Origin of the sequence: Streptomyces anthophorae (assembly GCF_049310305.1) — a bacterium.
GTDB lineage: Bacteria > Actinomycetota > Actinomycetes > Streptomycetales > Streptomycetaceae > Streptomyces.
In genome coordinates this window covers 5,012,114-5,035,261 of record NZ_JBLWQQ010000001.1, presented here as the reverse complement: position 1 = coordinate 5,035,261, position 23,148 = coordinate 5,012,114, and the positions used below count along the sequence as shown (strand labels likewise).

Sequence of the window (23,148 nt, the reverse complement as noted above, 5' to 3'; positions counted from 1 at the left end):
GTTCCAGTCCGCTCGGGGTACCGGACGATTTCTCGTCATGTTAACGCTATCTGTCCGCACGGGTCCCGGCCGTCCACAGGCTGTGGGCAAGCGCACGCGGGTGCGCCATGATCGACGGATGGACGGAACCGCCGAGAACACTGTCACGCCCGAGAAGACGCAGGCCGAACGGCTGATCACAGCGTTGCGGGGCGCCGAGCGCACGCTGGCCCGCAGGCCGAACGAGGCCACCTTGGGCGAGCGGTGGGAGAGCCTGTCCGGCGCCGCGGCCGCGGTGGCCGACCTGTCGGGCGACGTCGACATCTACGGGGACGGCGTCGTGGCCGACCTGGAGACGAGGGTCGCCGCGCTGCTCGGCAAGGAGGCGGCCGCGTTCTTCCCCACCGGCACGATGGCCCAGCAGGTGGCGCTGCGCTGCTGGGCGGGCCGCACCGGGAACGCCACGGTGGCCCTGCACCCGCTGGCGCACCCGGAGGTGCACGAGCGGGAGGCGCTGACGACGGTGGCGGGGCTGCGCACCGTGCATCCCACGAAGGCGGCGCGGCAGATCGGCGCCGACGACGTGCACGACCTGGCCGAGCCGTTCGGGACACTCATGCTCGAACTGCCGCTCAGGGACGCCGGGTTCACGCTGCCCACGTGGGAGGAGCTCGAAGAGGTCTGCGAGGCGGCACGCGCGCGTGACGCCGTGATCCACTTCGACGGGGCCCGCCTGTGGGAGACCACGACGCACTTCGGGCGGCCGCTGGACGAGATCGCGGAGCTCGCGGACAGCGTCTACGTGTCGTTCTACAAGTCGCTCGGCGGCCTCAGCGGCGCGGTTCTCGCCGGCCCGGAGTCGTTCGTCGGGGAGGCGAGGGCCTGGCGGCACCGCTACGGCGGCCAGGTCTTCCAGCAGTTCCCGCAGGCGATCTCGGCCCTTGCGGGCCTGGAGCGGGAACTGCCGCGGCTTCCCGAGTACGTGGCGCACGCGCGCGTGGTCGCGCAGGCGCTGGTGGAGGGCTTCGCCAAGGCCGGTGTCGCCGGGGCGCGGGTGTTCCCCGAGGTGCCGCACACGCACCAGTTCAAGGTCTGGTTGCCCTACGACGCCGAGGCGCTCACGGAGGCCGGGATCGCGCAGGCGGAACAGACGCGGACGGCACTGTTCGCGCGCTGGTCGGACGAGGGTGCGGTGCCGGGGCTCGCGGCGACGGAGGTCACGGTCGCGGCGGCAGGTCTTGATTGGGGGCCCGACGACGTCCGCGCGGCCGTCGCGGACTTCGTACGCCGGCTCCCCTCGTAGGCCTCTCATGGGCCATGGGGGTCAGCAACCGGCGGGATGACCGCGGCGCCCCGAGACGCGGCGTCCCGACAGCCGGCGGGCCAGCGCCGCCCGGATCCGGCCGCGGGCCGGACGGCCGGCCACGACCGCCCTGAACCGGCGGTAGTCGCGCAGCTCCCGGAGGGCGGCCAGCTCGTGCCGACCGGGCGCCGGCGGGGCCGCTTCGCCGCGCTGGGCGGCGCGGTAGAGGTCGATGGCGTACTGCTGGGTGACGCTCATGTCGAACACCTCGCTCTTCATCTCGATTGTCGCGCTGCGACCCGGAATCAGCCTGTTTGCTGTCGTTCGGGGCCGATGGGTACGAGACTGCGCCCGGCCCCACCGGGCGGTCACGTCGATTGACGGGAGCCGTCAATCGACGACCCGGCTGTCAGTGGCGGCGTGCACCATGGGGTCATGAGCGTGAGCATCGACATCACGGGCCTGACGCCCGAGCGGATCCATGTCGTGCCCTCGCCCCTGGCCGAGCTGGGCATGGCACTGCACGCACTGTCGGAGCCCGCCCACCACCCGGGGTTGCAGGGGTGGACGACGAGCGTGTCCGCGTGCCTGGACCCGTGCCTCGCGGACCGGATGTGCGAGGCGGACTTCCTGTGGCGCACGACGTTCTCGGACGTGTTCACGCCGTCCGCCGGGATCCCGGGGCGGCGCACCCTGCCCGGTGCCACGCTCGCCGAGGAGCTCGACCTGCTCGACAAGCTCTCCGACGAGCAGTTCGTGGACGCGGCCCTGGAGTTCACCTGCCAGTCGCAGTACGCGGAGCGGGTGGTGAGCCGGCTCGACGACCCGGGCACCCGCGAGCGCGCGCTCGAGCTCGCGGCCGCGCGCGGAGCGCCTCAGGTCCGGTTCACCCAGCGCCTCCTTGAGGACCCGCCCGCCGTCAGATCATGGTTCCGCGAGCTGCTCCAGGACTGCGACGAGGCGTTCTTCTCGGACGTATGGGCGCGCGTGCGGCACCAGTTGGCGGCCGACGCACGGCACAAGACGGAGGTGCTGCGCCGCAAGGGGCTCGGCGAGGCCCTCGCGGCGACCTCCTCGGCGGTCGCGCTCGACGAGGCGCGCCGCGCCGTCGTCGTCGACAAGATCTCCGTGGGGCGCACGGAGACGGGCAGCGGCAATCTGATCCTCACGCCGACCAGCCTGGGGTGGCCGCATCTGTGGGTGCTGCACCGCAAGGGCTGGCAGCCGATGATCACGTACCCGATCGCCTCCCCCGGGCTCACGACGCCGCCCTCCGTCGAGCAGCTGACGCGGCGCATGTCGGCGCTCGCCCACCCGACGCGGATGCGGCTGTGCCGGCACCTGGCCCGGGGGCCGTACACGACCAGTGAACTGGCGGACGCGCACGGGATGTCCGCGCCGGAGATATCCCGGCACCTGTCGGTGCTGAAGAAGGCCGGGCTGATCACGACGCGGCGGCGGGGCCGCTATGTGCAGCACCAGTTGGACCTGAGCGTGGTCTCGCGCCTCGGCGGGGACTTCATCGAGGGCGTGCTGCGCTGACCGCCGGAGCCCTGGCCTCCGGGGTTCAGGCCCCGGCGCCGCCCGCGCGGACGAGCCCCGTCTCGTAGGCGAGGACGACGACCTGGACCCGGTCGCGCAGATCGAGCTTGGTCAGGATGCGGCCCACATGGGTCTTCACCGTGGCCTCGGACAGCACCAGGCGCGCGGCGATCTCGCCGTTCGAGTGCCCCTGGGCGACCAGGACCATGACCTCGCGCTCGCGCTCGGTGAGCCGTTCGAGCCGCTTGTGCTGCGGCTGGTCGGGGCTGCTCGGCAGCATCGGGGCGAACCGGTCGAGCAGCCGCCGGGTCGTGGACGGGGCGACCACCGCGTCGCCGCTGTGCACGGCGCGGATCGCGGTGAGCAGCTCGCCCGGCGGCACGTCCTTGAGCATGAAGCCGGAGGCCCCCGCCCGCAGCCCCGAGAAGGCGTACTCGTCGAGGTCGAAGGTGGTCAGGATGAGGACCTTCGGCGGCTCGGCCGCCTCACAGATCCGCCGCGTCGTCTCGACCCCGTCGAGCTTCGGCATACGGACGTCCATGAGCACGACGTCGACCGTCGTCGAGCGCAGCACCTCCAGCGCCTCGACGCCGTCGCCCGCCTCGGCGACGACCTCCATGTCCGGCTGCGCGGCCAGCACCATCCGGAAGCCGGTGCGCAGCAGCACCTGGTCGTCGACGAGCATGACCTTGATCGACATCGGGCGGTCCTCACTTGTACGGGGCGGTGGACAGGTACCTGGCAGGGGGCTTGTACGTGTCAATGGGCGGGCTTGAGAGGCAGCAGCACGCTGATGCGGAAGCCACCGCCGGGCCGCGGCCCCGCGTCCAGCGTGCCGCCGACCATACCGACGCGCTCGCGCATCCCGATGAGGCCGTGGCCGCAACCGTCCGCGCCCCCGTCCTCGTACAGCTCGTGCGGGGCGCCCTTGCCGTCGTCCTCGACGAGCAGGCCGAGGCCGTCGTCGAAGTAGACGAGGCGGACGCTGGCGCCCGCGTTGGGCCCCGCGTGCTTACGGGTGTTGGTGAGGGCTTCCTGGACGATGCGGTACGCGGTCAGCTCGACGCCGCTGGGCAGCGGGCGCGGGGTGCCCTCCACCCGGAAGTCGACCGGGAGACCCGCCGTGCGCACCTCGTCGACGAGCTCCTCTATCTGCTCGACGTCGGGCTGCGGAACGTACTCACCGGCCTCCTCGTGCTCGCCGGTGCGCAGCACGCCGAGCAGCCTGCGCATCTCCGCGAGCGCCTGGCGGCCGGTGCCCGAGATGGTCTCCAGGGCCTTCTTGGCCTGGTCGGGCGCCTGGTCGAGGACGTACGCGGCGCCGTCCGCCTGCACCACCATCACCGACACGTTGTGCGCGACGACGTCGTGCAACTCGCGTGCGATGCGCGCCCGTTCGGCCGCCACCGCGACCTTCGACTGCGCCTCGCGCTCCTTCTCGAGCCGGTCGGCGCGCTCCTCCAGCTGGTCCAGGTACGCGCGTCTGGTGCGCAGCGAGTCGCCGAGCACCCAGGCGAGGGCGAACGGCACCATCTGGAAGACGGTGACGAGGACCTGGCCCGTGGTGCTGATGTCGCCCGCGGTGGGCCAGCGGAGCTGGGAGAGCGGCGCCGCGAGCAGCCCGCCGACGAGACCGGAGCGGGACGCCCAGCGCGGTCCGCTCACCGCGCACGTGTAGATGATGACCAGCATCGCGAAGTCCGACGGGTTGACCCGCGCGTCGAACACCAGCTGGCCGAGGCCCGTGGCCACCGCGAGCAGCAGCATCTTGTCCGGCATGCGGCGGCGCAGCGTGACCACCACGGACATCAGCACGGCACAGACGAGCAGCGCCGCCTCGTTCCCGTGCCCCGCGCTGCCCGCGCCGTTCGCCCCGACCACGGACATGCCGAGAAGAATCACGGCCCAGAAGCCGTCGACCCATGTCGGGTGTCTGCGGATGAAGTCGTAGACGCGCTGCACGTAACCCAGAGTAGGGAAGCGTGCAGCGTGCAGGGGTCAACCGGAGGGTCGATCCGGACCCGGCGCGCGTACTCCTGAAGGTGGAGGGACCCCACGGCGCACGCGCCCGGCGCACATAGCCTTCAGGTGTGGAGAACGGACAACGGGAGGCGCCGCGCGGATGGCGCGCGGCCACCGAAGAGGCGCTGTACGGACCGGCCGGCTTCTACCGGAGGGCCGAGGGCCCCGCGGGGCATTTCCGCACGTCGGTGCATGCGTCGCCGCTTTTCGCCGGGGCCGTGGCCGAGCTGTTGTGCCGGGTGGACGCGGCCCTCGGCGAGCCCGCGGAGTTGGCGTTCGTCGACATGGCGGCGGGCCGCGGCGAGCTGGTTTCGCGCGTCCTGGAGGTGCTGCCGGAAAAAGTGGCACTACGCGCGCGTGCCTACGCAGTGGAGAAGGCGGAACCGCCCGCCGGGCTCGACCACCGGATCGAGTGGCAGGCCGAGCCGCCCGCCGGTGTCACCGGCCTCCTCTTCGCGAACGAGTGGCTCGACAACGTGCCCCTGGAGGTCGTCGAGGCGGACGCGAACGGCACGGCCCGGCTGGTCCTCGTACGCGAGGACGGCACGGAGACCCTGGACACGGCGCCCCTGGACGAGGCCTCGGCGGAGTGGCTGCGCCGGTGGTGGCCGCTGCCGGCCGAGCCGGGCCTGCGCGCCGAGGTCGGGCTCCCCCGCGACGAGGCCTGGGCGGCCGCTGTACGCACCCTGGAGCGCGGCCTGGCGGTCGCGGTGGACTACGCGCACACCCGCGCCTCGCGGCCGCCCTTCGGCACGCTCACGGGCTTTCGCGAAGGCCGGGAGACGACGCCAGTGCCCGACGGTTCCCGCGACATCACGGCGCACGTGGCACTGGACGCGTGCGCGAGCACCCCGGGCGCCCGCCTCCTGACGCAGCGCACCGCCCTGGGCGCGCTGGGGGTGAGTGCGGGCCGCCCGCCGCTGGCCCTCGCCTCGCAGGACCCGGCGGCGTACGTCCGGGCACTCGCGGGCGCCGGAGAGGCGGCGGAGCTGACCGCGCGCGGCGGGCTCGGCGACTTCGGCTGGCTGGTCGAACCGGTGGGCCTGGCGCCGGACGGCCCGCTCGTCGGCGCCGGACTACTTGTCGATGTCCCCGACCACGAAGAACAGTGACCCGAGGATCGCCACCATGTCGGCGACGAGCGTCCCCGGAAGCAGCTCGGTCAGCGCCTGGATGTTGTTGTACGAGGCGGAGCGCAGCTTGAGCCGGTACGGCGTCTTCTCGCCCTTGGAGACGAGGTAGTAGCCGTTGATGCCGAGCGGGTTCTCCGTCCACGCGTACGTGTGGCCCTCGGGCGCCTTGAGGACCTTCGGAAGGCGCTGGTTGACCGGGCCCTGCGGGAGTTCCGCGAGCCGGTCGAGGCAGGCGTCGGCGAGGTCCAGCGCGTTGTGCGCCTGCTCCAGGAGGCACTCGAACCGGGCCAGGCAGTCGCCTTCCTGCCGCGTGACGACCTTCAGGGTGTCCTGAAGGTCTCCGTAGGCGAGGTACGGCTCGTCGCGCCTGAGGTCGAAGTCGACGCCGGAGGCGCGGGCGATCGGGCCGCTGACCCCGTAGGCGTGCGCGGCCTCGGCGGACAGCACGCCCACCCCGCGCGTGCGGCCCCGGAAGATCTCGTTGCCGAGGACGAGGTTGTCGTAGACGTCCATGCGGGAGCGCACGCTCGCGACGGCCGCACGCGCGCGGGTCGTCCAGCCGAGCGGCAGGTCCTCCTTGAGGCCGCCGACGCGGTTGAACATGTAGTGCATGCGCCCGCCGGAGACCTCCTCCATCACGTTCTGGAGCTCCTCGCGCTCACGGAAGGCGTGGAAGACGGGCGTGATTCCGCCCAGTTCGAGCGGGTACGAACCAAGGAACATCAGATGGTTGAGCACCCGGTTCAGCTCGGCGAGCAGCGTCCGCAGCCACACGGCGCGCTCCGGTACCTCCATGCCCAGCATCCGCTCGACGGCGAGCACGACGCCCAGCTCGTTCGAGAACGCGGACAGCCAGTCGTGGCGGTTGGCGAGCATCACGATCTGCCGGTAGTCACGCGCTTCGAAGAGCTTCTCCGCACCGCGGTGCATGTAGCCGATGACCGGCTCCGCGTGCTGGATCCGCTCGCCGTCGAGCACGAGACGCAGGCGCAGCACACCATGGGTGGACGGGTGCTGCGGACCGATGTTGAGCACCATGTCGGTGCTCTCCGCGGCACCACCGATGCCGACCGTGGCCTGAGTCGTGGGCGTCATGGACACAGTCTCTCGTACGTAGGGTGAACCCATGGAAACAGGGGCGGCAGGGGCGACAGGCGCGGCAGGGCCGACAGCGTCGACAAGCACGACAGGGCCGGACTGGACCGGGCTGCCCGCCGGACTGCTGAGACTGCGGCGCCTGCTGCTGCTCTTGTGGCTGGTGCCGCTGACGGCTGCGCTCGCGGTGCTGCTCGCCGTGTTCGCGGGCCCCGGCTGGGCGGCGTTCGCCGCGCTCCCCCTCGCGGTCCTGGCCTGGGGCTGGGTGATGCTCGGGCGCAACTGGCGCTCGTGGCGGTACGCGGAGCGGTCCGACGACCTGCTGATCACCCGCGGCGTCCTGTGGCACGAGGAGACGATCGTGCCGTACGGACGGATGCAGCTCGTCGAGGTGACATCCGGCCCGCTGGAGCGGAAGTTCGGGCTGGCGAGCCTGCAACTGCACACCGCCGCCGCGGCCACCGACGCGACGATCCCCGGCCTCGCGCCGGAGGAGGCCGAACGCCTGCGCGACCGTCTCACCGAACTCGGCGAGGCCCGATCGGCGGGCCTGTGACGGCCTCCCGCGCCCCCGAGGGCGTCCCGGTCCAGGAGTCCGAGGAGAACGCGCGAGAGCGGCGCCTGCACCCCGTCACGCCGCTGCGCCGCGCGTGGGCGCCGATCGCGATCCTGCTCGGCTGGGCCGTCCACGACATGGACCAGGCGCAGCGTCAGCTGGCCCACCTCACCACCGCCATGCTGCTGATCGGCATCGGAGTGCTGGTTCCGGCGGCCGCCCTGTACGGATTCCTCACCTGGTGGTTCACGCACTTCGCGGTGACCGACACCGAACTGCGCATCCGTACGGGCCTGTTGTTCCGCCGTACCGCCCACATCCGGCTCGACCGCCTCCAGGCGGTGGACGTCACGCAGCCCCTCCTCGCCCGCTTCGTAGGCGTGGCCAAGCTCAAACTCGACGTAGTGGGCGCCGACAAGAAGGACGAGCTCGCCTTCCTGGGAGAGCGCGAGGCCGGGAAGCTGCGTGCCGAACTCCTCGCGCGGGCCGCCGGTTTCGCGCCCGAGTCGGCGCACGAGGTGGGCGAGGCGCCGGCGCGGCCGATCCTGCACACGCCCCCGCGCATGCTCGCGGTGGCGCTGCTCCTGACGGGCGCTCCGTGGGCCATGCTGCTCGCCGCGGTCGCCGTTCCGCTGCTCCTGTGGTTCGCGACCCACAACCTGTGGACGGTGGTCGCGGTCGCGGTGCCGCTGGTCGGCGGCGCCTTCACCAACAGCGCGGGCCGGTTCATCAAGGAGTACGACTGGACGGTCGGCGAGTCCCAGGACGGGCTGCGCATCGACCACGGGCTGCTCGACCGGGTGCACGAGACCGTGCCGCCGGGGCGGGTGCAGACCGTACGGATCGTGGAGCCGCTGCTGTGGCGGCGGCGCGGCTGGGTCCGCGTCGAGCTGCACGTCGCCGGGTCGTCGAACACCGCGCTCGTCCCCGTGGCGCCGCGCGAGGACGCCGAGGACGTCGTCGCGCGGATCCTGCCGGGGGTCTCCGTGCCGAAGCCCGCCGACTTCGCAGGGGCGCCGCGGCGCGGGCGCTGGTGCGTGCCGGTGTGGTGGCGCAGCTACGGAGTGGCGGTCACGGAAACGGTGTTCGCCGCGCGCCACGGGCTGCTGCAACGCCGCCTCTCGCTCGTCCCGCACGCCAAGGTGCAGAGCGTGCGCCTCACCCAGGGGCCCTGGGAGCGGTACTGGCGCGTCGCCGACCTGCACCTGGACACGGGCGCCAACAAGACGGTGACGGCCCGTCTGAGGGACGCGGACGAGGCGTCCGACCTGCTGCGGACCCAGGCGGACCGGTCCCGCACGGGGCGGCGCGACGCGCGCCCCGACCGGTGGATGGCCGGGGCGTAGGCCCGGGAAGGCGGGAACGAGTGGGGGGGCGGGAAAGAGTGAGGGGCGGGTCGGCTGTCCGCCGACCCGCCCCTCACCTGCCCGTTTCACGCCTGACGCGTCCCGTTCTGGGCATCACGCCCAGGACTTCACGCCCAGGACTTCACACCCAGACCTCACGCCCAGACCTCACGCCTGAAGTGCCGACCTCAGCTCGCCCATGTCGATCTGCTCCGTCTCGTCGTGCGCGGTCAGGTCGATGACCTGCTGCTCGCGCTCGGCGTCCGCGGAGGCTTCGCTGTCCGCCTCCGCCTCCGCCATGACCTCGGACTCGGACTCGGGCTCAGCGTCGGCGCCGGCGTCGGCGTCGGCGTCGGCGTCGGCCTGCGACTCGGCCACCGGCTCGTCCGCCTGGTCGACCTCGGCCGCGACCTCCGCCGCCAGCTCCTCGCCCACGACATCCGCCAGGTCTTCCTCGCCCTGCGCGGAGCGCCCCGCGCCGAAGAAGTCGAAGCCGCCCTGGGGCACCTTCCGCGCGGGAGCCGCGGGGACGACCATCGCGGCGGTCGGCACGGTGAAGTGGCCGGCCGCCGCCTCGGACTTCCCCTGGGAATCGGCCTCCTCCGCGGCGTGCGCCGCCGGCTCGGGCCGCGCGAGACGCTTGAGCGCCACATTGGCCCGCCGGTACATCTCCGGGGTGGGACGGCCCGGCACGGCCGGGGGCACGGGCGGCAGCGCCCGCGCCGGGGCCGAGGCCTCTATCGCGAGGCGACGACGGCCTTCGAGCGCGCTGGCCCGCTCCGTCTCCGCGTTCGCGTACCGGCGCAGCAGCGCCGCGTGCTCGCCCCGCAGCGCGGCGAGCTCGGCACGCTTCGCCCGCAGCTTGCCCTCCAGGCGGGTGCGCAGCTCACGCGATTCGTCGAGGTCGCCCTCCAGCTCCGCCACGGCCTCCTCGTGCCGCCACCGCTCGCTCGCGGCGCCGCGCGTCAGCTCGGCGACCCGCTTGCCGGCGAGCCGGTCCCAGCGACGCATCACCACGGCACCGACGACCGCCGCGGCGGCGGCCGCGGCCGCGACGCCCCGCAGCACGAACGGATCGTCGGACAGCCAGGCGGCCCCCGCGCAGACGAGAGGCACACCGGCGATCACCGTCGGAGGCAGGAGTCGGTGCAGGGGCGGAGAATGGCGGTGGCGTCCACGTGGCATGGCCAGAAACTTACCGCGCGTAGGCAAATCGCGAAGCCCCGCCCGGCAATATTCGGACACACCTGTCACAGAAAACACCTAACCCCCGTACGGACAAGGCCACTTACCGCGGCCGATACCGATCACGCCCCTCCCGAACGCGCGCGTCGATCAAGATCATTTAGCGATGAGGTCCTTGGACTCCAGATACTCCTTCGCGACATCGGCTTCCTTCTGACGCTCGGCGTCGACCTTCCGGTTCAGCTCGACGAGATCGTCGGTCGTGAGCGCCTTCGTCAGCTTCCCGAGGACATCCGCAATCTTCTTGTCGCCCGCATCCTTGGCGTTCACAACCGGAACGATGTTGTCCGCGTTCTGGAGCTTCTTGTCGTCCTCCAGAAGAACAAGCCCGAAGTTCTCCAGAGTCGCGTCGGTCGTGGTCGTCAGGACCAGCTGGTCCGTGCCGTTCTTCACCGCCTGCTTCGACTGCGTGGTGCCGACGCCCTTCGGGTCGATTCCCGTGACATCGATCCCGTACGACTTCTTGAGTCCGGGTGCGCAGAACGGCCGGGTCTCGCATTCGTCACCGGCCGCGATCTTGACCTTCTGGCCCGACTTGCCAAGATCCGAAAGCGTCTTCAACTTGTGCTTCGCGGCGAAGTCCTTGCTCACCGCGAACGCGTTCTGGTCGACGGCCTCTCCCGCGTCCAGAACCTTCAGCCCCTGCGGCTCCGCCAGCTTGCGCAGTGCGGACACCGTGGCATCCACATCGCTCGACGCGACCGGCTTCGCCTTCGACCCGTTCTCCTTCAGATTGAGGAATTCGGCGAGGGTCGCCGCGTATTCGGGCACCACATCGATGGCGCCCTTGGCGAGCTGCGGTTCGTAGATCTCGCGGTTCTCCACCGTCTTGACCGACGCGTCGTACCCGGCGTCGTCCAATATCTGCCGATAGAGCTCACCGAGCACCTTGGCCTCGGTGAAACGCGCGGCGCCGATGACGACCTTGCCCTTCCCGCCGCCACCCGACCCGCCCGCATCGTCCTTGCCCTCGAGGCTGTCGCCACCGCACGCGGTGAGCCCCGCGGTCAGCGCACCCACGGTCACGGCCGCCAGGGCCACCCGACGCGTTCTGCTGTTCATCGCTCTCCTCGTCGCACTGCTGCCGGTACCGAAAAAACAAAACCGAGCCCTTGGGCCCGCCCCTGGGTCACGCCCGCCTCCGCATGGGGTCGAAGACCCGCCCCAACGCGACGAACAAGCCCTCCGCGGCCAGCGCGAGCACGGCCACGAGCACCGCCCCGGCGACCACCTGCGGCGTGTCCTGGAGGTTGAACCCGGCGGTGATGATCCGCCCGAGCCCGCCCTCCCCCGCCATCGCCGCCAGCGTCGCCGTCGCGATCACCTGCACCGTCGCGGACCGGAGCCCTGTCATCACCAGCGGGTACGCCAGCGGCAGCTCGACCCGGGCGAAGACCTGGCGGCCGCTCATCCCCATGCCGCGCGCCGCCTCCACCACCGACCGGTCGACCTCCCGCATCCCCACGTACGCGTTGGTGAGCAGCGGCGGCACCGCGAACAGCACCAGCGCGATCAGCGTCGGCACATCGCCGTGCCGGCCGAGCGGGGTGAGCGTGAGGAGCACGAGGACGGCCAGCGTCGGCACCGCGCGCCCCACGTTCGAGATGTTGATGGCGAGCGCGCCGCCCTTGCCCTTGTGCCCGAGCCACAGGGCCAGCGGCAGCGCGATCAGGCAGGAGACGGCGAGCGCGACGCCGCAGAAGTACAGGTGCTCCGCGAGGCGGTGCCACACCCCCTTCTCCCCTTGCCAGTTGGCGCCCGTGGCCAGCCAGTCGTAGGCCCCCGATATCGCGTTCATGCTGCCGCCTTCTCCGGCTTCTCCCGCTCGGCGCGCGGCTCGTCGCCGCGGCCGCGCGGCCCCCGTATTCGCGAGCCGCCCCGAGCGGGCGCACCCACCCTCGTCCACGGCGTCAGCCACCGCTGCACGCCGAGCAGCAGCAGGTCCGCCAGGACCGCGAGCACTACGCACAGCACGGACGCGGTGAGCACCTGTGCCTTGAAGTCGCTCTGGAGGCCGCCGACGATCAGCGTGCCGAGCCCGCCGTAGTCCACGATCGAGCCGACCGTCGTCAGCGCCACCGTGGAGACCGTCGCGATCCGCACTCCGGCGAGCATCGCCGGGAGCGCCAGCGGGAGTTCGACCTCCCACAGCAGCCGCAGCGGCCCGTACCCCATCCCGCGGGCGGCCTCTCTCGCCTCTTCGGGCACCGCCTGCAAACCCGCCAGCATGTTCCGCACGAGGATCGTCAGGGAGTACAGCACAAGACCCGTGACCACCAGCGAGACCGAGAGGCCGAACAGCGGCAGCAGCAGCGAGAACATCGCGAGCGAGGGGATCGAGTACAGCACCGTCGTCACGCCGAGCACCGGTCCCGCGAAGACGCGGGCGCGCCGGGCGAGCAGCGCGAGCGGGACCGAGATCAGCACGCCGATCAGCACCGACGCCGCGGTGATGCCGAGGTGCTGGACGGTCGCGTCGACCAACTCCTGGCCGCGGGTGCGCACATACTCCCCGCACACCCAGTCATTGGCCACCAGGCAGTTCCGCTCGCTCACGCCGGCCACCTCCCCCGATTCCCCGAACGTATGTCAGTGGCCCGCACAGCCGCACGCGCCTTTCCCGACTGCCGAAGACCCTAGCCCGCGCCACTGACAATGACCGAGGCCCGGACGCCGGACGCAACACGGACGTCACATGACTGCCGTCTCCGGTCATCCCCAACCGGGCCGCGGCCCGGCAGAATGGGGTCCCATGATCCGGTTCGAGCACGTCAGCAAGCGGTACGCGGACGGCACCACCGCCGTCGACGATCTGTCCTTCGAGGTGGCCGAGGGCGAACTGGTCACGCTCGTCGGCCCGTCGGGCTGCGGCAAGACCACGACGATGAAGATGGTGAACCGGCTGATCGAACCCACCGCGGGCCGGATCTTCCTCGACGGCGACGACATATCCGAGGTCGACCCCGTCCAACTGCGCCGCCGCATCGGCTATGTGATCCAGCAGGTCGGCCTCTTCCCGCACAAATCGGTCCTCGACAACACGGCGACCGTCCCGCACCTCCTGGGCGTCAAGCGCGCCAAAGCCCGTGAGCGGGCCGCCGAGCTGCTCGACCTGGTGGGACTCGACCCGAAGGTGTTCGGCGGGCGCTACCCCGAGCAGCTCTCCGGCGGCCAGCGCCAACGCGTGGGCGTGGCACGCGCCTTGGCCGCCGACCCGCCCGTCCTGCTGATGGACGAGCCGTTCGGCGCGGTCGACCCCGTGGTCCGCGAACACCTCCAGACCGAGTTCCTGCGCCTTCAGCAGACGCTCGGCAAGACCGTCCTGTTCGTCACGCACGACATCGAGGAGGCCGTCCGCCTCGGCGACCGGATCGCCGTCTACGGAGAGGGCCGCATCGAGCAGTACGACACCCCGTCGGCCGTCCTGGGCATGCCCGCGACCGACTACGTCGCCGACTTCGTGGGCGCCGACCGCGGCCTCAAGCGCCTCTCGGTGACACCCATCGAGGAGGGCGACCTGGAGCAGCCGCCCGTCGTCCACCTCGACGACCCGCTGCCCAAGGAGCTCGACGCCCGCTGGGCCGTCGTCCTGGACCACGACAACAACCTGCACGGCTGGATCTCCGCCGACCACGCGCGCGTGGGCACCGGTTCCGTACGTGAGCACGCCCGCCGCATGGAGGCCTGGCTGCCCGTCGGCGCCCCGCTCAAGCAGGCCTTCGCGACGATGCTCCAGCACGACGCGGGCTGGATCGCCGTCATCGACGAGCACAGCGCCGGCCGCTTCCTCGGCGTGCTCACCCCGGCCCGGCTGCACGAGGCCCTGCGCCGCTCCACCGCCGCGGACGCGCGCGACATCTCGCGCGCGGAGGTCGACCTGGAAACGGTGGAACAACTGCTCCCCTGACCGGGCCGCCGTTCACACTCCCGTGGGGTTCGCCCTTCACGAGTGAACCGGGGTCGCTCCGCTTCCGTCCTACAGGTCGTACGTCACGGATGCGGCATTCGCACCGTGTTCACATGCCTCGTGGGGCGAGCGGCGGGAGGGGGCGCGGGGATGCGGCGGATCGCGGGCGCCTGCCTCCTGGCCGGCGGCGCGGACATCGTGGCCGGTGTCCTGCCGCGGCTCGCCCGCGGCCGTACGGGCGCCGTCACGGAGGCACTGCCTGGCCCCCTCGGCCCGTACGCCGCGGCCCTCACGCTCGGCAGCGGCGTCCTGCTCGTCCTGCTCGCGCGCATGCTGCGGCGCCGGAAGCGGCGGGCCTGCTGGGCGGTGATCGCGCTGCTGCCGCTCGGCGCCGCCGGACAGCTCGCGTACCGCGAACCGCCCGTGGGGGCCGTCGGCGCGGCGCTCTCCCTGGTGCCGCTGTGGCTCCTGCTGCGCGACCGGAAGCAGTTCGACGCGCCGCCCGACCCCCGGGGCCGCTGGCGCGCCCTGGCCAACTTCGTGCTCCTGGGCGCCGGTTCGCTGCTGATCGGCCTCGCCGTCGTCAGCGCGCACCCGCAGCGGCTCGTCGGCGCCCCCAGCCTCGTGGACCGCCTGGAGCACGTCCTGTGCGGCCTGCTCGGCATGGCGGGCCCCCTCGTCTACACGGGCGGCACGGCGCACACCGTCGCCCTCTCGCTCGGCGCCCTCGGCCTCGTCACCGCGTTCACCACGCTCTACCTCGCGTGCCGCCCCGAGGGCCCGACAGCCCGCGACAAGGGGATCGTGTTCTCGCCCAGCGGCAAGGCGGCGGTCCGCTACCGGGTCGTGTCGGGCGTGATGCTGGCCAAGGGCGATCCCATGGGCGACGTCGAGGCGTGGCCGGGCGCCATGGAGCGCTTCATGGACGAGGCCCGGACCCACTCCTGGACGCCGGCCGTCATGGGCTGCTCCGAGACGGGGTGCGCGGTCTGGACCCGCGAGACCGGCCTGGCGGCGCGGCCCCGCCACGAAACCCGCGGTGCCTTCCCGGGGCGCCGAAGCCGCGAGATCCCGGCCGCCGCGAAGGGCCTAGGCTTGAGGCCATGAGCACGTCGCAGGTCCGCCGGGGCCACGTAGCCAACCTCCCCGTTTGGGACCGCTGCGCGGTCATGGGCGTCGTCAACGTGACGCCGGACTCGTTCTCGGACGGCGGCCGCTGGTTCGACACGACCGCCGCGATCAAACACGGCCTCGACCTGGTCGCCCAGGGCGCCGACCTCGTGGACGTCGGCGGCGAGTCCACCCGCCCCGGCGCCACCCGCGTCGACGAGGACGAGGAGCTGCGGCGCGTCATCCCCGTCGTCCGCGGACTCGCCTCCGAAGGCGTGACGGTCTCGGTCGACACCATGCGGGCCTGCGTCGCCGAGCAGTCCCTCGCGGCGGGCGCCTCCCTGGTCAACGATGTGAGCGGCGGGCTCTCCGACCCGCAGATGGTCCCCGTCGTCGCCGCCGCGGGAGCGCCCTTCGTCGTGATGCACTGGCGCGGCCTCCTGGAGGGCACCAATGTGCCCGGCACCTACGAGGACGTCGTCGCCGAAGTCGTGGACGAGCTGCACGCGCGCGTGCGGGCCGCCATCGAGGGCGGCATCGCCCCCGACCGCATCGTCATCGACCCGGGCCTCGGCTTCTCCAAGAACGCCGAGCACGACCTCTCCCTGCTCGCCCACCTCGACCGGCTGCACGCGCTCGGCCACCCGGTCCTCGTCGCGGCCTCCCGCAAGCGGTTCCTCGGCCATGTCCTGGCCGGCGAGCAGGGCGCCCCGCCGCCCGCCCGCGAGCGCGACGCGGCCACCGCCGCCGTCTCCGCGCTCGCCGCGCAGGCGGGCGCCTGGGCGGTGCGCGTGCACGAGGTGCGGGCCACCGCCGACGCCGTACGCGTAGCCCGCGCGGTCGAAGGAGCCCAGTGACCGGCGCCGACGCCGAGGCCGTGGAGACGGCCAACCGCTCGTACTACGAGGCCATGGAACGCGGCGACTTCGAGGAACTCACGTCGCTGTGGCTCGCCCCCGAGGACGTCGAGTACGCCGAGGACGCCGATCCGGACGAGGCCGAGGACACCTCCATCAGCTGTGTGCACCCCGGCTGGCCGGTGCTCACGGGCCGCGGCGAGGTGCTCCGCAGTTACGCGCTGATCATGGCGAACACCGAGTACATCCAGTTCTTCCTGACCGACGTGCACATCAGCGTCGTCGCCGACACCGCCCTCGTGACCTGCACGGAGAACATCCTCAGCGGCGGTCCCGCCCCCGAGGGCGGCGAGGAACTCGGACCGCTCGTCGGCCAGCGCGTCGTCGCCACCAACGTGTTCCGGCGCACGCGCGACAGCTGGAAGCTCTGGTCGCACCACGCCTCTCCCGTGCTCGCCGAATCGGACGACGAATCCGACGAGATGGGCAACGCGGACGACGGCGACTCACCCGCCTGAGTGGGCAGGCACCCCCGTGGAACCCGAGATCCCGCATGCGGGGTTGGGTGCTCGACCCCATGGGTATGGGCGGCTACCAGCCGAGGGCACACCCTGGGGCGGGCGCTCCGGGTGGGATCAGTCATAGCCCCCGCGGGCCGGTGCTGTCAGTGCCCGCAGGTAGATTCGATCGAGGCCGGGACACCGACCGCACATCGGTGGCACCGGCCGTCACCAACGACTGCAGGAGTGATTCGCGTGGATCGTGTCGCGCTGCGCGGCCTCAAGGCCCGTGGGCACCATGGCGTTTTCCCCAAGGAACGCGAGGAAGGCCAGACCTTCATCGTGGACCTGGTGCTCGGCCTGGACACGCGGGCGGCCGCGGCCGACGACGACCTGGCGAAGACCGTGCACTACGGCGTCGTGGCGGAGGAGGTCGTGGCCGTTGTCTCGGGCGACCCCGTGGATCTCATCGAGACGCTCGCCGAGCGCATCGCCCAGACATGCCTGAAGCACGAAGGCGTACAGGAGGTCGAGGTCTGCGTCCACAAGCCGGACGCACCGATCACCGTGCCCTTCGACGACGTGACCGTCACCATCACCCGGAGCCGAGTATGAACAAAACTCCGTTCGACCCGACCGTCCAGCCGGTGCCGACCTCCGTGGTGGAACAGGTCGACGCGGCCGACACCACGCTCTCCAACCCCAAGCGCGCCGTGATCTCCCTCGGCGCGAACCTGGGCAACCGCCTGGAGACCCTCCAGGGCGCCGTGGACGCCCTGGAGGACACCCCCGGCGTCCGCGTCAAGGCCGTCTCTCCCGTCTACGAGACGGAGCCCTGGGGCGTCGCCCCGGACAGCCAGCCCTCGTACTTCAACGCCGTCGTCGTCCTGAAGACGACGCTGCCGCCGTCCTCGCTCCTGGAGCGCGCGCAGGCCGTCGAGGAGGCCTTCCACCGGGTCCGGGACGAGCGCTGGGGTGCCCGCACCCTCGACGTGGACATCGTCGCGTACGCCGACGTGGTCTCGGACGACCCATATCTCACGCTCCCCCACCCCCGGGCCCACCAGCGGGCCTTCGTGCTCGTCCCCTGGCACGACGTGGAGCCGGAAGCCCAGCTCCCGGGGCACGGCACGGTCGCGCAGCTGCTCGGCTCCGTGACCCGCGAGGGCGTCGCGGCACGCGCCGACCTGGAACTCCGCCTCCCCGAGTAATCGTTAGGGTCTACCGGGCACGGTAAAACGGCCCCGGACACCGGGCGACAAGAGCACCAGGGCCAAGACGACGAGGGGCGACCAACCGGGATGAAGCAACTGCGCATCAGGACACTGGTCGGCCTCTTCGTCGTCGCCGGAGTGCTGTCCTGGGCGGGCGCCCGCCTGTGGGACTCGCTCGGCACGCTGCCGAAGGTCCCGCTGGCCGCGCCCATCGTGCTCGCGGTGATCGCCGTCGTGCTGCTCGCGACGGCGCTGTCCATCCGCTCCCGGCTGCGCGCCCAGCGGGAGCGCCGCCCCGAGGCCAAGGGCGTCGACCCCATGATGGCGGCGCGCGCCCTCGTCTTCGGCCAGGCCAGCGCCCTGGTGGCGGCGCTGGTTGCCGGAATGTACGGCGGCACCGGCGTCTTCCTCCTGGAGTCCCTGGACGTCCCGGCCCGCCGCGACCAGGCGATCTACGCCGGACTCTCGGTACTCGCCGGCATCGCCGTCGTCGCGGCGGCCATCTTCCTGGAGCGCATCTGCAAACTCCCGGACGACGAGGACCCGGAGGAGGCGGCACCGGCCGCCTAGGGCCCTTCCCGAAAAAGCGCGTCAGCGCAGATCAGCGCCCGATGATCAGGCTCATCGCCTCGCTGCGGGTCGCCGGGTCCCGCAGCTGCCCCCGCACGGCGGACGTGAGCGTCTTCGCACCGGCCTTGCGGACCCCGCGCATCGACATGCACATGTGCTCGCACTCGATGACGACGATGACGCCGCGCGGCTCCAGGATCTCCATCAGGGAGTCCGCGATCTGCGTCGTCAGACGCTCCTGGACCTGCGGACGGCGGGCGTACACGTCGACGAGGCGGGCCAGCTTCGACAGGCCCGTGATCTTGCCGTCGGCGGACGGGATGTAGCCGACGTGGGCGACGCCCACGAACGGGACCAGATGATGTTCACAGCTCGACTGGACCTCGATGTCCTTCACCAGGACCATCTCGTCGTGCCCCAGGTCGAACGTCGTCGTCAGGACGTCCTCGGGCTTCTGCCACAGGCCCGCGAATATCTCCTTGTAGGCGCGGGCGACCCGGCCCGGAGTCTCCCGCAGGCCCTCGCGGTCCGGGTCCTCGCCGACCGCGATGAGCAGCTCGCGCACGGCGTTCTCGGCCCGCTTCTCGTCGAACTCGCCGATCGAGCCCTCGCCGTCCAGCGTCACCGGGTCGGTCATCTGGTGCCTCTTTCTCTGCTTACATTCGCGCGCGACCGCGCAAAGGCCGCGTCCCCCACACCGTAAAGCGTGGGGGACGCGGCCTGCATTCCGGGTCTGGCCTGCCCAATGAGGGCCGGGTCAGCTCTCGGGGCGCTCTTCCTTCACCGTGTCCACCGGGGTGGTGGACTCGATGGCGGGCGACGCTCCGTTCGCCCCGTTCGTCAGTGACAGCTCCTTGGGGGAGAGCACCGGCGGGCGGGTCGAGGGGGTGCGGCGGTTGGAGCCGGTCCACGCGGGGCGGGCCGGGCGCTTCACGATCGGAGCGAAGATCTCGGCGATCTGCTCCTTGTTCAGCGTCTCCTTCTCGAGCAGCGCGAGGACCAGGTTGTCGAGAACGTCGCGGTTCTCGACGAGGATCTCCCAGGCCTCGTTGTGCGCCGTCTCGATGAGCTTCTTGACCTCTTCGTCGACGAGCGCGGCGACCTCTTCCGAGTAGTCGCGCTGGTGACCCATCTCGCGGCCCAGGAAGGGCTCCGAGTTGTCGCCGCCGAACTTGATCGCGCCGAGCCGCTCGGTCATGCCGTACTGCGTGACCATCGCGCGGGCCGTGCTGGTGGCCTTCTCGATGTCGTTCGCGGCACCCGTGGTCGGGTCGTGGAAGACGAGCTCCTCGGCCGCGCGCCCGCCCAGCATGTAGGCGAGCTGGTCGAGCATCTCGTTGCGCGTGGTCGAGTACTTGTCCTCGTCGGGCAGGACCATCGTGTAACCGAGGGCCCGGCCGCGGGAGAGGATCGTGATCTTGTGGACCGGGTCGGAGTTCGGCGAGGCCGCCGCGACCAGGGCGTGACCGCCCTCGTGGTACGCGGTGATCTTCTTTTCCTTGTCCGACATGATCCGGGTCCGCTTCTGCGGGCCCGCGACCACACGGTCGATCGCCTCGTCGAGCATCGTGTTGTCGATCAGCTTCCGGTCCGAGCGGGCCGTAAGGAGCGCGGCCTCGTTCAGCACGTTGGAGAGATCGGCACCGGTGAAGCCCGGCGTACGGCGGGCGACGGCCGACAGGTCGACGTCCTGGGCGACCGGCTTGCCCTTCTGGTGAACCTTGAGGATCTCCAGACGGCCCTGCATGTCCGGGCGGTCGACCGCGATCTGGCGGTCGAAACGGCCGGGCCGCAGCAGCGCCGGGTCGAGGATGTCCGGCCGGTTCGTGGCGGCGATCAGGATGACGCCGCCCTTCACGTCGAAGCCGTCCATCTCGACGAGCAGCTGGTTGAGCGTCTGCTCGCGCTCGTCGTGCCCACCGCCGAGTCCGGCACCACGGTGCCGGCCGACCGCGTCGATCTCGTCGACGAAGACGATCGCCGGGGCGTTCGCCTTGGCCTGCTCGAAGAGGTCACGGACACGGGAGGCACCGACACCGACGAACATCTCGACGAAGTCGGAACCGGAGATCGAGTAGAACGGGACGCCCGCCTCGCCCGCGACGGCACGCGCGAGCAGGGTCTTGCCCGTACCGGGCGGGCCGTACAGGAGTACGCCCTTGGGAATCTTGGCTCCGACGGCCTGGAACTTGGCCGGCTCCTGGAGGAACTCCTTGATCTCGTGGAGCTCCTCGACGGCCTCGTCGCTGCCGGCGACGTCGGAGAACGTCGTCTTGGGGGTGTCCTTGGTGATGAGCTTGGCCTTGGACTTCCCGAACTGCATGACTCGGGAGCCGCCGCCCTGCATCTGATTCATCAGGAACAGGAACACGACGACGATGAGAACGAAGGGCAGCAGCGAGAGCAGGATTCCCACGAAGGGGTTCTGCTTCGACGGCGAGACGGTGTACCCGTCCGGAATCTGCTTGTCCTCGAACTTGGCCTGGAGACTCTTGGCCACGTCGACGCCCTGGTCGCCGATGTAGCTGGCCTGGATCTTGTTCGAGCCGTCGACCTTCTGGCCGTCCTTCAGCTCGACCTTGATCGTGCTCTCATCGCCGGTGGTCAGCTTGGCCGAGTCCACCTTGTTGTCGTTGATGGCCTGAATTACCTGGCCGGTGTCCACCGTCTTGTAGCCGCCGGACGAACCGACGACCTGCATCAACACGACCACGGCAAGGACGGCCAGCACGATCCACATGACCGGCCCACGGAAGTATCGCTTCACGTCCATCCATACGGAGCGGTGCCGCCCCGTCCCTCCTGCCATAGTGAGTTTGATAAGGCTGTTTGGAGCTGTTGGTGCTGTTGTAGCTGTTTGAAGAACTGTTCTTCGGACGGTACCCCAGCATTGTCACCCGAAGCCGCAGGGGAGGGCCGGGAATCTGCCCTTCGCATGCTCCAACGGCGGGAACCCCGCGAGGGTTCCCGTCCCGGCGAGCAGCTCTGACGACGGCTCAGCCGCCGTAGACGTGCGGCGCGAGAGTGCCGACGAACGGCAGGTTCCGGTACTTCTCCGCGTAGTCCAGGCCGTAACCGACCACGAACTCGTTCGGGATGTCGAAGCCGACCCACTTCACGTCGATGTCGACCTTGGCCGCCTCCGGCTTGCGCAGCAGCGTGCACACCTCGAGGGAGGCGGGCTCGCGCGAACCGAGATTGGTGAGCAGCCAGGACAGCGTCAGACCGGAGTCGATGATGTCCTCGACGATCAGGACGTGCTTGTCCTTGATGTCGGTGTCGAGGTCCTTGAGGATCCGCACGACCCCGGAGGACTGGGTGCCCGAGCCGTACGAGGACACCGCCATCCAGTCCATGGTGAGCGGGGTGGACAGGGCGCGAGCCAGGTCCGCCATGACCATCACGGCGCCCTTGAGCACCCCGACGATCAGCAGGTCCTTGCCCGCGTACTCCGCGTCGACCTTCGCGGCCAGCTCGGCCAGCTTCGCGTCGATCTCTTCCTTGGTGATGAGCACCGACTGAAGGTCGGTGCCCATGTCTTTCGCGTCCACCCGCATCACTTTCGGTCGTCCCACCGGCCGCCGCGACGTGACCGTCGAGTCAGCCTTGCCGGATGACCAGTCTGCCACCCTGCCGCTGAGCGAGAACTTTGCCCGGCAGATTGATCTCTCCCTGGCCCCGCCATCCCGTGATCAGGCGGTCGACCTCCTCGATGTGCCGGGCGAACAGCGCACCGGCCGGGGCGCCGGCCTCGATGGCCGTCCGGCGCAGGATTCTGCGGCGCACGGCGGGCGGCAGGGCGTAGAGCTTGGCGCATTCGAGGAGTCCGGCCGCGTCCCGTACGGACTCGGCGGCGTCGCGGGCCCAGGTGTCGAGCGCGTCGGCGTCGTCGCGCGACAACTGGGCCGTACGGGCGAGAGCCTCGACGACGCCCTTGCCGAGCGCCTTCTCCAGGGCGGGCAGACCCTCGTGGCGGAGTCTGGACCTGGTGTACGTCGGGTCGGTGTTGTGCGGGTCGTCCCAGACGGGCAGGTGCTGGACGAGGCAGGCCTTGCGGGCGGTCTGCCGGTCGAGCGTCAGGAAGGGGCGCCGGTAGCGGCCGCCGGTCCCCGACATCGCGGCCATTCCCGACAGGGAGCGGATGCCGGAGCCGCGGGCGAGGCCGAGCAGGACCGTCTCGGCCTGGTCGTCGCGGGTGTGGCCGAGCAGGACGGCGGCGGCGCCGTGGTGCTCGGCGGCGGCGTCGAGGGCGGCGTAGCGGGCGTCGCGGGCGGCGGCCTCGGGGCCTCCGTCGCGGCCGACGTCGACGGCGACGGACTCGACCGGCTTCAGGCCGAGGGCGGTCAGGCGCAGGACGACGTCTTCAGCGCGGGCGTCGGAGCCGGGCTGGAGGCCGTGGTCGACGGTGATGCCACCGGCGCGGATGCCGAGTTTGGGGGCCTCGAAGGCGAGGGCGGAGGCGAGGGCCATGGAGTCGGCTCCGCCGGAGCAGGCGACGAGCACCACGGGCTCGGCGTCCGGAGGGGAGTCGTTGAGGATGTCGTGGAGGACGCGGCGGACCGCCAGGCGTATCGCCGCGACCGCAGGATGGGGACCCATGTCCGGTTCCCTTCATTCCGTTGTCTGGGGGGTGGGCGCTGCTGGACAACTCGAACCGGACCAGCGCCGGCTGACCCGGCTCAATCGCTCAACGGTGACCGGGTGAGATCGGTCACGCAGAGTGTGTCGATGGTGACAGAGCCGAGCGGTTCCCCGAGCATTGCACGCCA

At 71.3% G+C, this 23,148-nt stretch carries 23 protein-coding genes and 1 pseudogene; 12 read left to right on the top strand and 12 right to left on the bottom strand.

Annotated features, from left to right (window positions below):
- The first annotated feature begins 118 nt into the window (after positions 1–118).
- On the top strand, positions 119–1,282 hold the full coding sequence (locus tag ACNYS0_RS22970; protein WP_422476374.1) for a threonine aldolase family protein: 1,164 nt from the start codon (positions 119–121) through the stop codon (positions 1,280–1,282).
- Positions 1,283–1,303: 21 nt separating this feature from the next.
- Here the strand turns inward: ACNYS0_RS22970 and ACNYS0_RS22965 are convergent, their stop codons facing one another.
- On the bottom strand, positions 1,304–1,540 hold the full coding sequence (locus ACNYS0_RS22965) for a hypothetical protein (protein ID WP_422476373.1): 237 nt from the start codon (positions 1,538–1,540) through the stop codon (positions 1,304–1,306).
- A 177-nt stretch (positions 1,541–1,717) separates the two neighbouring features.
- Here ACNYS0_RS22965 and ACNYS0_RS22960 point away from each other — a divergent pair, with 177 nt between their 5' ends.
- The gene (locus ACNYS0_RS22960) at positions 1,718–2,824 is read left to right on the top strand and encodes a DUF5937 family protein (protein ID WP_422476372.1); all 1,107 of its coding nucleotides are present in this window, start codon (positions 1,718–1,720) and stop codon (positions 2,822–2,824) included.
- A 25-nt stretch (positions 2,825–2,849) separates the two neighbouring features.
- Here ACNYS0_RS22960 and ACNYS0_RS22955 read toward each other — a convergent pair whose 3' ends face one another.
- Both ACNYS0_RS22955 and ACNYS0_RS22950 read right to left on the bottom strand, forming a co-directional pair.
- The gene (locus ACNYS0_RS22955) at positions 2,850–3,524 is read right to left on the bottom strand and encodes a response regulator (RefSeq protein ID WP_422408033.1); all 675 of its coding nucleotides are present in this window, start codon (positions 3,522–3,524) and stop codon (positions 2,850–2,852) included.
- 59 nt (positions 3,525–3,583) lie between these two features.
- Positions 3,584–4,786 carry a sensor histidine kinase gene (locus tag ACNYS0_RS22950; protein WP_422476371.1) on the bottom strand — a complete coding sequence of 401 codons (1,203 nt, stop codon included), beginning with the start codon at positions 4,784–4,786 and terminating at the stop codon, positions 3,584–3,586.
- 128 nt (positions 4,787–4,914) lie between these two features.
- Here ACNYS0_RS22950 and ACNYS0_RS22945 point away from each other — a divergent pair, with 128 nt between their 5' ends.
- A complete protein-coding gene (locus ACNYS0_RS22945) occupies positions 4,915–5,958 on the top strand; it encodes an SAM-dependent methyltransferase (RefSeq protein ID WP_422476370.1) in 1,044 nt (347 codons plus the stop codon).
- Here ACNYS0_RS22945 and ACNYS0_RS22940 read toward each other — a convergent pair.
- The gene (locus ACNYS0_RS22940) at positions 5,923–7,107 is read right to left on the bottom strand and encodes an NADH-quinone oxidoreductase subunit D (RefSeq protein WP_422476369.1); all 1,185 of its coding nucleotides are present in this window, start codon (positions 7,105–7,107) and stop codon (positions 5,923–5,925) included. The genes ACNYS0_RS22945 and ACNYS0_RS22940 overlap by 36 nt on opposite strands.
- Here ACNYS0_RS22940 and ACNYS0_RS22935 point away from each other — a divergent pair.
- Complete coding sequence (locus ACNYS0_RS22935) at positions 7,106–7,630, top strand: PH domain-containing protein (RefSeq protein WP_422476368.1); 525 nt, start codon at positions 7,106–7,108, stop codon at positions 7,628–7,630. The two genes, ACNYS0_RS22940 and ACNYS0_RS22935, sit on opposite strands and share 2 nt — an antisense overlap.
- On the top strand, positions 7,627–8,976 hold the full coding sequence (locus tag ACNYS0_RS22930) for a PH domain-containing protein (RefSeq protein WP_422476367.1): 1,350 nt from the start codon (positions 7,627–7,629) through the stop codon (positions 8,974–8,976). Before ACNYS0_RS22935 ends, ACNYS0_RS22930 begins: the two co-directional genes overlap by 4 nt.
- Before the next feature lie 168 nt (positions 8,977–9,144).
- Here the strand turns inward: ACNYS0_RS22930 and ACNYS0_RS22925 are convergent, their stop codons facing one another.
- The 4 genes from ACNYS0_RS22925 to ACNYS0_RS22910 all read right to left on the bottom strand — a co-directional run bounded on the left by ACNYS0_RS22925 (position 9,145) and on the right by ACNYS0_RS22910 (position 12,777).
- Positions 9,145–10,161 carry a hypothetical protein gene (locus ACNYS0_RS22925; protein ID WP_422476366.1) on the bottom strand — a complete coding sequence of 339 codons (1,017 nt, stop codon included), beginning with the start codon at positions 10,159–10,161 and terminating at the stop codon, positions 9,145–9,147.
- A gap of 156 nt (positions 10,162–10,317) precedes the next feature.
- Positions 10,318–11,283: an ABC transporter substrate-binding protein gene (locus ACNYS0_RS22920; RefSeq protein WP_422476365.1), complete on the bottom strand. Its 966-nt coding sequence runs from the start codon at positions 11,281–11,283 to the stop codon at positions 10,318–10,320.
- A gap of 67 nt (positions 11,284–11,350) precedes the next feature.
- Positions 11,351–12,019, bottom strand: a complete 669-nt coding sequence (locus ACNYS0_RS22915; RefSeq protein WP_422408041.1) for an ABC transporter permease — start codon at positions 12,017–12,019, stop codon at positions 11,351–11,353.
- Entirely contained in the window at positions 12,016–12,777 is a 762-nt protein-coding gene (locus tag ACNYS0_RS22910; protein ID WP_422476363.1) for an ABC transporter permease, read from the bottom strand. Before ACNYS0_RS22910 ends, ACNYS0_RS22915 begins: the two co-directional genes overlap by 4 nt.
- A gap of 196 nt (positions 12,778–12,973) precedes the next feature.
- On the opposite strand from ACNYS0_RS22910, the gene ACNYS0_RS22905 reads away from it, so the two are divergent.
- The 7 genes and pseudogenes from ACNYS0_RS22905 to ACNYS0_RS22875 all read left to right on the top strand — a co-directional run bounded on the left by ACNYS0_RS22905 (position 12,974) and on the right by ACNYS0_RS22875 (position 18,379).
- Positions 12,974–14,128 carry an ABC transporter ATP-binding protein gene (locus tag ACNYS0_RS22905; protein ID WP_422476360.1) on the top strand — a complete coding sequence of 385 codons (1,155 nt, stop codon included), beginning with the start codon at positions 12,974–12,976 and terminating at the stop codon, positions 14,126–14,128.
- A 159-nt stretch (positions 14,129–14,287) separates the two neighbouring features.
- A pseudogene (locus ACNYS0_RS22900) lies at positions 14,288–15,145 on the top strand (phosphatidylglycerol lysyltransferase domain-containing protein); the annotation flags it as partial.
- Between the two features lie 86 nt (positions 15,146–15,231).
- Complete coding sequence (gene folP, locus ACNYS0_RS22895; RefSeq protein WP_422476358.1) at positions 15,232–16,095, top strand: dihydropteroate synthase; 864 nt, start codon at positions 15,232–15,234, stop codon at positions 16,093–16,095.
- Positions 16,096–16,148: 53 nt separating this feature from the next.
- Entirely contained in the window at positions 16,149–16,613 is a 465-nt protein-coding gene (locus tag ACNYS0_RS22890) for a nuclear transport factor 2 family protein (RefSeq protein ID WP_422482755.1), read from the top strand.
- A 237-nt stretch (positions 16,614–16,850) separates the two neighbouring features.
- Positions 16,851–17,210 carry a dihydroneopterin aldolase gene (folB, locus tag ACNYS0_RS22885; protein WP_385762823.1) on the top strand — a complete coding sequence of 120 codons (360 nt, stop codon included), beginning with the start codon at positions 16,851–16,853 and terminating at the stop codon, positions 17,208–17,210.
- A complete protein-coding gene (gene folK / locus ACNYS0_RS22880) occupies positions 17,207–17,806 on the top strand; it encodes a 2-amino-4-hydroxy-6-hydroxymethyldihydropteridine diphosphokinase (RefSeq protein WP_422476355.1) in 600 nt (199 codons plus the stop codon). The genes folB and folK overlap by 4 nt, the downstream gene beginning before the upstream one ends.
- Before the next feature lie 90 nt (positions 17,807–17,896).
- Complete coding sequence (locus ACNYS0_RS22875) at positions 17,897–18,379, top strand: DUF3180 domain-containing protein (RefSeq protein ID WP_422476353.1); 483 nt, start codon at positions 17,897–17,899, stop codon at positions 18,377–18,379.
- 31 nt (positions 18,380–18,410) lie between these two features.
- Here ACNYS0_RS22875 and folE read toward each other — a convergent pair whose 3' ends face one another.
- The 4 genes from folE to tilS form a co-directional block, all read right to left on the bottom strand.
- Positions 18,411–19,016 (bottom strand): GTP cyclohydrolase I FolE, encoded by a 606-nt coding sequence (folE, locus tag ACNYS0_RS22870; RefSeq protein ID WP_422408048.1) that lies wholly within the window; start codon positions 19,014–19,016, stop codon positions 18,411–18,413.
- 120 nt (positions 19,017–19,136) lie between these two features.
- Positions 19,137–21,152 carry an ATP-dependent zinc metalloprotease FtsH gene (gene ftsH, locus ACNYS0_RS22865; protein WP_422482754.1) on the bottom strand — a complete coding sequence of 672 codons (2,016 nt, stop codon included), beginning with the start codon at positions 21,150–21,152 and terminating at the stop codon, positions 19,137–19,139.
- Between the two features lie 223 nt (positions 21,153–21,375).
- Complete coding sequence (gene hpt, locus ACNYS0_RS22860) at positions 21,376–21,936, bottom strand: hypoxanthine phosphoribosyltransferase (RefSeq protein ID WP_266718689.1); 561 nt, start codon at positions 21,934–21,936, stop codon at positions 21,376–21,378.
- 43 nt (positions 21,937–21,979) lie between these two features.
- A complete protein-coding gene (gene tilS, locus ACNYS0_RS22855; protein WP_422476351.1) occupies positions 21,980–22,978 on the bottom strand; it encodes a tRNA lysidine(34) synthetase TilS in 999 nt (332 codons plus the stop codon).
- Positions 22,979–23,148 lie beyond the last annotated feature (170 nt).

What these genes read in the sequence shown, in the direction of transcription:
- folK (WP_422476355.1), top strand. Translation starts at nt 17,207, where the DNA reads ATGAACAAAACTCCGTTCGACCCGACCGTCCAGCCGGTGCCGACCTCC.
- ACNYS0_RS22940 (WP_422476369.1), bottom strand. Translation starts at nt 7,107, where the DNA reads ATGGGTTCACCCTACGTACGAGAGACTGTGTCCATGACGCCCACGACT.
- folP (WP_422476358.1), top strand. Translation starts at nt 15,232, where the DNA reads ATGAGCACGTCGCAGGTCCGCCGGGGCCACGTAGCCAACCTCCCCGTT.
- ftsH (WP_422482754.1), bottom strand. Translation starts at nt 21,152, where the DNA reads ATGGACGTGAAGCGATACTTCCGTGGGCCGGTCATGTGGATCGTGCTG.
- hpt (WP_266718689.1), bottom strand. Translation starts at nt 21,936, where the DNA reads ATGCGGGTGGACGCGAAAGACATGGGCACCGACCTTCAGTCGGTGCTC.
- tilS (WP_422476351.1), bottom strand. Translation starts at nt 22,978, where the DNA reads ATGGGTCCCCATCCTGCGGTCGCGGCGATACGCCTGGCGGTCCGCCGC.
- folE (WP_422408048.1), bottom strand. Translation starts at nt 19,016, where the DNA reads ATGACCGACCCGGTGACGCTGGACGGCGAGGGCTCGATCGGCGAGTTC.
- ACNYS0_RS22960 (WP_422476372.1), top strand. Translation starts at nt 1,718, where the DNA reads ATGAGCGTGAGCATCGACATCACGGGCCTGACGCCCGAGCGGATCCAT.
- ACNYS0_RS22970 (WP_422476374.1), top strand. Translation starts at nt 119, where the DNA reads ATGGACGGAACCGCCGAGAACACTGTCACGCCCGAGAAGACGCAGGCC.
- ACNYS0_RS22915 (WP_422408041.1), bottom strand. Translation starts at nt 12,019, where the DNA reads ATGAACGCGATATCGGGGGCCTACGACTGGCTGGCCACGGGCGCCAAC.
- ACNYS0_RS22905 (WP_422476360.1), top strand. Translation starts at nt 12,974, where the DNA reads ATGATCCGGTTCGAGCACGTCAGCAAGCGGTACGCGGACGGCACCACC.
- ACNYS0_RS22890 (WP_422482755.1), top strand. Translation starts at nt 16,149, where the DNA reads ATGGAACGCGGCGACTTCGAGGAACTCACGTCGCTGTGGCTCGCCCCC.
- ACNYS0_RS22955 (WP_422408033.1), bottom strand. Translation starts at nt 3,524, where the DNA reads ATGTCGATCAAGGTCATGCTCGTCGACGACCAGGTGCTGCTGCGCACC.
- ACNYS0_RS22925 (WP_422476366.1), bottom strand. Translation starts at nt 10,161, where the DNA reads ATGCCACGTGGACGCCACCGCCATTCTCCGCCCCTGCACCGACTCCTG.
- ACNYS0_RS22935 (WP_422476368.1), top strand. Translation starts at nt 7,106, where the DNA reads ATGGAAACAGGGGCGGCAGGGGCGACAGGCGCGGCAGGGCCGACAGCG.
- ACNYS0_RS22875 (WP_422476353.1), top strand. Translation starts at nt 17,897, where the DNA reads ATGAAGCAACTGCGCATCAGGACACTGGTCGGCCTCTTCGTCGTCGCC.
- ACNYS0_RS22920 (WP_422476365.1), bottom strand. Translation starts at nt 11,283, where the DNA reads ATGAACAGCAGAACGCGTCGGGTGGCCCTGGCGGCCGTGACCGTGGGT.
- ACNYS0_RS22965 (WP_422476373.1), bottom strand. Translation starts at nt 1,540, where the DNA reads ATGAGCGTCACCCAGCAGTACGCCATCGACCTCTACCGCGCCGCCCAG.